This is a genomic window from Streptomyces sp. SAS_281 (assembly GCF_052542855.1).
In genome coordinates this window covers 1-6917 of record NZ_JBMNDO010000208.1, presented here as the reverse complement: position 1 = coordinate 6917, position 6917 = coordinate 1, and the positions used below count along the sequence as shown (strand labels likewise).

2 protein-coding genes are annotated in these 6917 nt (G+C 73.9%); both read right to left on the bottom strand.

The genetic code is table 11. The features are described from left to right. Nucleotides 1-49 precede the first annotated feature (49 nt). Complete coding sequence (locus ACN6LM_RS37250; RefSeq protein ID WP_445069856.1) at nucleotides 50-265, bottom strand: MbtH family protein; 216 nt, start codon at nucleotides 263-265, stop codon at nucleotides 50-52. A gap of 3 nt (nucleotides 266-268) precedes the next feature. Then, nucleotides 269-6917, bottom strand: a 6649-nt coding sequence (locus ACN6LM_RS37245; RefSeq protein WP_445069855.1) for an amino acid adenylation domain-containing protein, incomplete at its 5' end; no start/stop codon positions are given.

Genomic DNA, 6917 nt, shown 5'->3' with positions numbered 1-6917 from the left:
GGTGTCGCGGCCCCCGGCCGGGGTTTCGGTGGTGGTCATGTCGGCCGCGTTACCGCTGGGCGTCCATCGCGTCGGCAAGGCTCCTGGGCCGCATGTCGGTCCAGTTCCGCTCGATGTGCTCCAGGCAGGCGGCGTGGGTGTCGGGGCCGTGGGTGACGGTCCAGCCGGCGGGGACATCGGCGAACTGCGGCCAGAGCGAGTGCTGGTTCTCGTCGTTGACGAGGACGAGGAAGGTGCCGTCCTGGTCGTCGAAGGGGTTGGTCATGGGTCAGTCCTCCTGAGGGGAAAGGGTGATGTCACCGGTGTCACCGGTGACCTCGGCGATCCTGGCGGCCAGGACCGGTCCGATCTGGGCCAGCGAGCCGGCCCGGGTCATCTGGTCGTGCCGGGTGGTGATCTCGTGGGATTCGATCCGGCCGGTGACGTACGGGCGCCAGACATCCGGTCCGGCGTCGTCCTGGCCCCGGTCGATCGTGGAGTTGAACAGCAGCAGGTCGCCGTCGTGACGGCCGGGGACGAAGTCGACCGCCAGCTTCGCGTTGTTGATCATGATGTCCACGATGACCTCGACCTGCCGCTCGTCGAGCCCGGCGAGGGCGCTGCCGCGCCGGTTCAGCACCTCGGCGACCTCCGCGTAGGTGATGTCGCGGTCGCCCAGCTCGGCCGGGTCGACGTCGAGCACGCCGACGAGCACGTCCCGCACGGTGGGCACGGGCTCGTCCTCGAACCGGACGTCCTTCACCGGGTAGGCGTCGAGGACGGCCAGGAGCGCGGTCCGTTCGCCGCGCGCCCGGAGTTCACAGGCGAGTGCGTGGGCGATCAGTCCGCCCGCGGACCAGCCGAGGAGCAGGTACGGTCCCTGCGGCTGGACCTTCTGGATGTGGTCGGCGTAGTCGGCCGCCATGTCCTCGTACGACTCCGGCAGCGGTTCGGGACGTCCGAGGCCGCGCGCCTGGATGGCGTAGACCGGGTGCTGCGGGCCGACGTGGTTGAGCAGTCCGCTGTACGACCAGCTGATGCCGCCGCCGGGGTGCACGCAGAACAGCGGCGTCTCCGTGCCGGTCGAACGCAGCGGAAGCAGTACGTCGAGCGCGTCGTCCGGGTTGTCCATGGCGAGGCGTCCGGTGAGCCCGGCGACGGTCGGCGCCTCGAACAGCATCCGCAGCCCCAGTTCCAGGCCCAGGGTCTCGCGGACGCGTGCGGCCAGCCGGGCGGCCAGCAGCGAGTGTCCGCCGAGGTCGAAGAAGCCGTCGTCGATGCCCACGTGCTCGCGTCCCAGCACTTCCGCGAAGAGCCCGCACAGCAGTTGCTCCTGCGGGGTCCTGGGCCCGCGTCCCGCACCCGACGCCCCGTAGTCCGGAGCCGGCAGGGCCGCCCGGTCCAGCTTGCCGTTGACGGTCAGCGGCAGCGCGTCCAGGGTGACGAACGCCGCCGGGACCATGAAGTCGGGCAGTTCGCGGCGCAGCCGGCCGGACAGTTCGGCGGACTCCGGCACGGCACCGGGGGCGGGCACCAGGTAGGCGACGAGGCTCTTGTCCCCGGGCCGGTCCTCACGGGCGACGACGGCCGCCTGGGCGACGCCGGGGCAGCCCGCCAGGACGGCTTCGACCTCCCCGGGCTCGATGCGCTGACCGCGCAGCTTGACCTGGTGGTCGACGCGCCCGGCGAACTCCAGCGTGCCGTCGGGGCGCCACGAGGCGAGGTCGCCCGTGCGGTACATGCGGCTCCCGGCGGGCCCGTACGGGTCGGCGGTGAAGCGCTCCGCGGTCAGACCGGGCCGGCCGAGGTAGCCACGGGCCACGCCCGTACCCGCCAGGTAGAGCTCGCCGACCAGGCCGGCCGGCAGCGGGCGCAGCCGGTCGTCGAGCACGTAGGCGCGCATGTTCGCCATAGGCCCGCCGATCGGCACGGTCGCGGCGTTCTCGGGGAGGCCGCGCACCGGGTGGCGGGTGGCCAGGGTGGTGGCCTCGGTGGGTCCGTAGCCGTTGACGACCTCGATGCCGGGGCACGCGGCGAGGACCCGGGCGACGGCGGCCGGCGAAACCACGTCACCGCCGGTCCACACCTCGCGCACTCCGGCGAGCAGCCCGGGGCGTTCCTCGGCGACGAGCCGGAACAGACCGGCGGTCAGCCAGAGCCCGGTCACCCCGTGCGCGGCGACGGTGTGCTGGAGCAGGTCGAGGTCGAGCTGTCCGGGCGGTGCGACGACGATCCGGCCGCCGCTGAGCAGCGGCACCCACAGTTCGTACGTGGAGAGGTCGAAGGCGGTCGGTGAGTGCATCAGCACCCGTTCGTGGCCGCCGCCCCGCCACTCCGGGGTCAGGGCGAGGCCCACCACGTCCCGGTGGGTGACGGCCACGCCCTTCGGCCGCCCGGTCGAGCCGGAGGTGTACATGATGTACGCCAACCGGCCCGGTTCGCACGGCACTTCAACGGCGTCCGGCTCGTGGCGCCCGGACCCCTCCAGCGCGGTCAGCACCTCCCGGGTGAGCACCAGGGCTGCGCCGCTCTCCCGGAGGATCAGTTCGATTCGGGAGGCCGGGAAGCGCGGGTCGAGCGGGACGTAGGCGCCGCCCGCCTTGATGACGGCCAGGATCGCCACGACCAGGTCGGCCGAGCGGTCGAGCATGACGGCGACCGGGGTCTCGGGCCGTACGCCCTGGCGGATCAGGGCCCGCGCCAGCGTGCCGGCCCGACGGTCGAGCTCCGCGTAGGTCAGCTCGGTGCCGTCCGCCACGACGGCGACGGCGTCGGGGGTGGCCCGCACCTGACGGGCGAACAGCGCCGGTACCGCGTCCGTGGGCAGCTCCGCGGCGGTGTCGTTGAACGCGTGGAGCAGCCGGTGGCGTTCGGCGGCGGACATGAGGTCGATCTCCGTGATCGGCCGGTCCGGGTCGGCGACCGCCGCCCGCAGCAGCCGGGCCCACCGCTCGAACAACAGCTCCACGGTGGCGGCGTCGAACAGGTCGGTGGCGTACTCCACCGCACCGACCAGCCCGTCGGCGCCGCCGTCCGGACGGAACTGCTCGGCCAGGCTGAAGGTGAGGTCGACCCGGGAGGTCCCGGTCGGCGCCTCCAGGTGGCCCGTTTCCAGACCGGGCAGTGCGAAGTCGCCCAGCGGCGCGTTCTGGAGGGCCAGCATGACCTGGAACAGCGGGTGGTGGGCCAGGGACCGCACCGGGTTGGCCACCTCCACCAGGTATTCGAACGGGACGTCCTGGTGGTCGTACGCGGTGAGCGCCTTCTGCCGGACCCGGCCGAGGAGCTCGGCGAAGCCCGGGTCGCCGCCGGTGTCGGTGCGCAGGACGAGGGTGTTGACGAAGAAGCCGACGAGCTCGTCCAGCGCCTGGTCGGTGCGGCCGGCGATCGGGCTGCCGATGGGGATGTCCGTGCCCGCGCCGAGACGGGTGAGCAGCGCGGCGAGTCCGGCCTGAAGGACCATGAACATGCTGGCGCCGCGTTCGGTGGCCAGGTCGCGCAGGGCCTGGTGCAGCTCGGCGTCGAGCCGGACGGTGACCCGGTCGCCGCGCTGGGAGGCGACGGGCGGCCGGGGCCGGTTGGCGGGAAGCTGGAGCTGCTGCGGGATACCGGCGAGTTCGTCGCGCCAGTAGGCGAGCTGCCGGGCGAAGAGGCTGTCCGGGTCGCCGGCGTCGCCGAGCAGGTCGCGCTGCCAGCGGGTGTAGTCGGCGTACTGCACGGGCAGCGGGGACCAGCCCGGTTCCTCGTCCCGGCAGCGGGCGGCGTACGCGGTCGCGAGGTCGCCGGAGAGCGGTCCCATGGACCAGCCGTCGGCGGCGATGTGGTGCACCACGACGAGCAGCACATGCCGGTCGGGGGCGAGCGCGAACAGCTCGGCCCGGACCGGGGGCTCCGCCGCCAGGTCGAAACCGCGCCGTGCCGCTTCGGCCAGACGTCCGGGCAGCGCGCCCTCGTCGAGGTCGGCCACGGGCAGCGCGGGGCGCGCCCGCTCCGGGTCCAGCACGACCTGGTGCGGGGTCCCGTCGGTCTCGCGGAACACCGTGCGCAGGCTCTCGTGCCGCGCGACGACGTCCGCGAGCGCGGCGTGCAGCGCGGACCGGTCGAGGCCGCCGGTGAGGCTCAGCGCGAGCGGCATGTTGTACGTGGCGCTCGGCCCGTCCATCCGGTGCAGGAACCACAGCCGGCGCTGGGCGAAGGACAGCTCCACCCGTTCCGGGCGGGGCCGGGCGGTCAGCGCGGGGCGAGCGGCTCCGGCCCCGTCCAGGCGGGCCGCGAGACCGGCCACGGTGGGGGTCTCGAAGAGGGTGCGGACCTCCAGCTCCGCGCCGAGGGTCGCCCGGACCCGGGAGGCGAGGCGGGTCGCGAGCAGCGAGTGGCCGCCGAGGTCGAAGAAGCTGTCGTCGACTCCGACCTGGGCGAGTCCGAGGACTTCGGCGTACAGCTCCGCGAGCAGCTGCTCCTGCGGGGTGCGGGGCGCGCGTCCGCCCACGGCGGGGCCGAGGTCGGGCGCCGGCAGTGCGCGCCGGTCCAGCTTCCCGCTGGCCGTCAGCGGCAGGGCGTCCAGCGCCATGAACGCCGAAGGGACCAGGTGGTCCGGAAGCCGTTCGCGCAGCCAGTCGCGGAGTTCGCCGAGGAGGGCGCCGGTGCTCCGGCTGCCGGTCGGGCGGTTGGCCAGCGAGGACAGCGCGCGGCCGACGGGCCCGGCCTGCCGGTTGTCGGCCGGGAAGCCGTGGAGCGCCCCCGGGTCCGCGAACACCACGTCCACGGCGTCGTCCGAGGTGGCCGACCAGGTGACGGACACCGCGCGGCCGGACTCCTGCCCGAGGGCGTGGAAGTCCTCGGGGTCGGGGAGGCCGTGCTCCTCCTCCGGGGCGTGCAGCCGTTCCAGCAGGTCCGGCAGGGTTCCGTCCTCCTCGTGCAGCGCACGGGCCAGGGCGGCCTCCCGTACGACGCGGCGGTTCGGGACTCCGGTGATCCGCAGGACGTCGGCGGCGGGGGTCCCCGCGAGCAGGTCGCGCAGGGCGTCGGGGCCGGTGACGTCCTCTCCCCAGGCCAGCTCGGCGGTCCGGGGCGCGGGCTGCGGGGCGGCCGGGGCCTTGTGCAGGGTGACGTCGTAGCGGTAGCGGCTCAGTTCGTTGTGGTGGCGGCCCCGTTTGACCTCCACGGCCACCGCGCCGATGTCCGTGCCGTGCGACCGCAGGACGGTGAAGAAGTCCGGGTCGACGAGGAGTTCCTTCTCCACCCTGACCGCCTGCTCCACCGCGCGGCGTACGGCGGCGGGGTCGGCGTCGTCGCCCGTCCGGTGCAGCTGGACGGCGGTCGCGAACGGACGCAGCAGCCGCAGGTTGCGTACGTCTCCGACGAACAGCGCGCCGCCGGGGGCGAGCAGCCCCATCAGCTTGCGGATGACGTCGGCGAGGTAGTCGGCGGAGGGGAAGTACTGCACCACCGAGTTGATGACGATGGTGTCGAACGCCTCGGCGGGCAGCCCGTCGGTGTCGTGCGCCGGGCGGGTCTGGAGCACCACGCGCCCGGCGAGCCGCTCCTCCCGGGCCACCTGGGCGGTCAGCGCGTCGATGGCGGTGGCGGAGAAGTCGGTCGCCCAGTACGTCTCGCAGTGGGGTGCGATCTGGGAGAGCAACAGGCCGGTGCCGACGCCGACTTCGAGCACCCGTCGGGGGCCGAGGCCGAGGATGCGGGCCACGGTGGCGTCTCGCCATTCCCGCATCTGCTCCTCGGGGATGGGCCGCGAGTCGTAACTGCTGTTCCAGCCGACGAAGTTGTCGCCGAAGGGTGCCGTGTCGGGGGCGATGGGCAGGGCGTCGTAGATGTCCTGCCACTCCCCCACCTGGTCCGCTTCGAGCCCGCTGTCCCGGGCCGTGTCCTGGCGCGGGACGACGTATCCGACGAGCCGGTCGTCCTGGGCGAGGACCGCGGTCTGCGCGACGGCGGGGTGTGCGGCGAGCGCGGCCTCGATCTCGCCGGGCTCGACGCGGAAGCCGCGCACCTTCACCTGGTCGTCGGCGCGGCCGGCGTACTCCAGCTGCCCGTCGCCCAGCCGGCGGACCAGGTCGCCGGTGCGGTACATGCGCTCACCTGGTGCGAACGGGCAGGCGACGAACCTGCCGGCCGTCAGCGCGGGCCGGTTCAGATATCCCCGGGCGAGGCCCGCGCCCGCCACGTACAGCTCCCCGGTGACGCCGGGCGGCACCGGACGCAGCCGGTCGTCCAGGACGTACACCCGGGCGTTGGCGATGGGCCGGCCGATCGGCGGCACACCGTTCCCCGGGACGAGCGGGTCGCTCATGGTCGCGCAGACCGTGGTCTCGGTCGGACCGTACGCGTTGATCATCCGGCGTCCCGGGGCCCACCGCGCCACCAGCTCCTGCGAGCACGCCTCACCCGCCACCACCAGGGTCGACGCGGTCACGGCCCCGTCCGGCACGGCGGCAAGGACGGACGGCGGCACCGTGACGTGCGTGATGCCGAGGTCCGGATCGGTGAGTGCGGCGAGGGGCCCGGCCGCCGGGGGCAGCACGAGGGCCGCGCCGCTGAGCAGGGCGGTGCAGATCTCCGACACCGAGGCGTCGAAGCTGGGCGAGGCGAACTGGAGCACCCGGCTGTCGGGTTCGACCGCGAAGCGGTCGATCTGCCCGGCGACCAGGCTCGCCACGCCGCCGTGTCCGACGACGACACCCTTGGGGCGGCCCGTCGAGCCGGAGGTGTAGATGACGTAGGCCGGGTGCCGCACATCGAGGTCGACCGCCGGGTCGGTCTCCGGCCAGTCGCCCTCCGCCACCATGGCGGGGTCGTCGACCACGAGGACCGGACGGGCGTCCTCCAGCATGTACGCGATCCGCGCCCGCGGATACGCCGGGTCCACCGGCAGATACGCCGCACCGGCCTTCAGCACACCCAGCACCGCCACGACCGACTCC

What these genes read in the sequence shown, in the direction of transcription:
- ACN6LM_RS37250 (WP_445069856.1), bottom strand. Translation starts at nt 265, where the DNA reads ATGACCAACCCCTTCGACGACCAGGACGGCACCTTCCTCGTCCTCGTC.